Here is a 3,011-nt window from a genome sequence, read left to right on the forward strand (position 1 = left end):
TTCTTTCAAAACTGGATAAACGGTGCATTGAATGTTTCAAACATTTTGGTTAAGTCCTCGATCGATTAGTATTCGTCAGCTCCATGTGTCACCACACTTCCACCTCGAACCTATCTACCTCATCGTCTTTGAGGGATCTTACTTACTTGCGTAATGGGAAATCTCATCTTGAGGGGGGCTTCATGCTTAGATGCTTTCAGCACTTATCCCGTCCACACATAGCTACCCAGCGATGCCTTTGGCAAGACAACTGGTACACCAGCGGTGTGTCCATCCCGGTCCTCTCGTACTAAGGACAGCTCCTCTCAAATTTCCTACGCCCACGACGGATAGGGACCGAACTGTCTCACGACGTTCTGAACCCAGCTCGCGTACCGCTTTAATGGGCGAACAGCCCAACCCTTGGGACCGACTACAGCCCCAGGATGCGATGAGCCGACATCGAGGTGCCAAACCTCCCCGTCGATGTGGACTCTTGGGGGAGATAAGCCTGTTATCCCCGGGGTAGCTTTTATCCGTTGAGCGATGGCCCTTCCATGCGGAACCACCGGATCACTAAGCCCGTCTTTCGACCCTGCTCGACTTGTAGGTCTCGCAGTCAAGCTCCCTTGTGCCTTTACACTCTACGAATGATTTCCAACCATTCTGAGGGAACCTTTGGGCGCCTCCGTTACCTTTTAGGAGGCGACCGCCCCAGTCAAACTGTCCGCCTGACACTGTCTCCTGCCCCGCTAAGGGGCATGGGTTAGAATTTCAATACAACCAGGGTAGTATCCCACCGACGCCTCCTTCGAAGCTGGCGCTCCGAGATCTCTGGCTCCTACCTATCCTGTACAAGTTGTACCAAAATTCAATATCAGGCTACAGTAAAGCTCCACGGGGTCTTTCCGTCCTGTCGCGGGTAACCTGCATCTTCACAGGTACTATAATTTCACCGAGTCTCTCGTTGAGACAGTGCCCAGATCGTTACGCCTTTCGTGCGGGTCGGAACTTACCCGACAAGGAATTTCGCTACCTTAGGACCGTTATAGTTACGGCCGCCGTTTACTGGGGCTTCAATTCGCAGCTTCGCTTGCGCTAACCACTCCTCTTAACCTTCCAGCACCGGGCAGGCGTCAGCCCCTATACGTCACCTTACGGTTTTGCAGAGACCTGTGTTTTTGCTAAACAGTCGCCTGGGCCTATTCACTGCGGCTCTCATGCGCTTGCACGCTCAAGAGCACCCCTTCTCCCGAAGTTACGGGGTCATTTTGCCGAGTTCCTTAACGAGAGTTCTCTCGCACACCTTAGGATTCTCTCCTCGACTACCTGTGTCGGTTTGCGGTACGGGCACCTCTCACCTCGATAGAGGCTTTTCTTGGCAGTGTGAAATCAGGAACTTCGTCCATACGGACTCGCCATCACAGCTCAACGTTACAGTGTGCGGATTTGCCTACACACACGCCTTACTGCTTGGACGCGCATATCCAACAGCGCGCTTACCCTATCCTACTGCGTCCCCCCATTTCTCAAACGGTGAGGAGGTGGTACAGGAATATCAACCTGTTGTCCATCGCCTACGCCTATCGGCCTCGGCTTAGGTCCCGACTAACCCTGAGCGGACGAGCCTTCCTCAGGAAACCTTAGTCATACGGTGGACGGGATTCTCACCCGTCTTTCGCTACTCATACCGGCATTCTCACTTCTAAGCGCTCCACCAGTCCTTCCGATCTGACTTCAACGCACTTAGAACGCTCTCCTACCACTGACATCGTAGATGTCAATCCACAGCTTCGGTGAATCGTTTAGCCCCGATACATTTTCGGCGCAGCGTCACTCGACCAGTGAGCTATTACGCACTCTTTAAATGATGGCTGCTTCTAAGCCAACATCCTGGTTGTCTGTGCAACGCCACATCCTTTTCCACTTAACGATTACTTTGGGACCTTAGCTGGTGGTCTGGGCTGTTTCCCTTTTGACTACGGATCTTATCACTCGCAGTCTGACTCCCGTGTATAAATATCTGGCATTCGGAGTTTGTCTGAATTCGGTAAACCGGGATGGCCCCCTAGTCCAAACAGTGCTCTACCTCCAGTATTCTCATCACGAGGCTAGCCCTAAAGCTATTTCGGAGAGAACCAGCTATCTCCAAGTTCGATTGGAATTTCTCCGCTACCCACACCTCATCCCCGCACTTTTCAACGTGCGTGGGTTCGGGCCTCCAGTAAGTGTTACCTCACCTTCACCCTGGACATGGGTAGATCACCTGGTTTCGGGTCTACGACCACGTACTAATTCGCCCTATTCAGACTCGCTTTCGCTGCGGCTCCGCCTTCTAAAGCTTAACCTCGCACGTAATCGTAACTCGCCGGTTCATTCTACAAAAGGCACGCTATCACCCATTAACGGGCTCTAACTACTTGTAGGCACACGGTTTCAGGATCTCTTTCACTCCCCTTCCGGGGTGCTTTTCACCTTTCCCTCACGGTACTGGTTCACTATCGGTCACTAGGTAGTATTTAGCCTTGGGAGATGGTCCTCCCGGATTCCGACGGAATTTCACGTGTTCCGCCGTACTCAGGATCCACTCAGGAGAGAACGAACTTTCGACTACAGGGCTTTTACCTGCTCTGGCGGACCTTTCCAAGTCGCTTCATCTAACTCGCTCTTTTGTAACTCCGTATAGAGTGTCCTACAACCCCAAGAGGCAAGCCTCTTGGTTTGGGCTCTTCCCGTTTCGCTCGCCGCTACTCAGGGAATCGATTTTTCTTTCTCTTCCTCCAGGTACTTAGATGTTTCAGTTCCCTGGGTCTGCCTTCAAGACGCTATGTATTCACGTCAAGATACTACGCGATTAAACGTAGTGGGTTCCCCCATTCGGAAATCTCCGGATCAAAGCTCACTTACAGCTCCCCGAAGCATATCGGTGTTAGTGCCGTCCTTCTTCGGCTCCTAGTGCCAAGGCATTCGCCGTGCGCCCTTAATAACTTAACCAAGTTATTAAGCCTATAAAAAAACTTAAAAAATAAATG

Annotated in this window: 1 rRNA gene; it reads right to left on the reverse strand. The window is 51.7% G+C overall.

From position 1 onward, the window contains the following. Positions 1-45: 45 nt before the first annotated feature. A 23S ribosomal RNA gene (locus B1B04_RS25170) occupies positions 46-2,973 on the reverse strand. Positions 2,974-3,011: the final 38 nt, after the last annotated feature.

The sequence above is a fragment of the Lysinibacillus sp. KCTC 33748 genome (assembly GCF_002237755.1).
GTDB lineage: Bacteria > Bacillota > Bacilli > Bacillales_A > Planococcaceae > Lysinibacillus.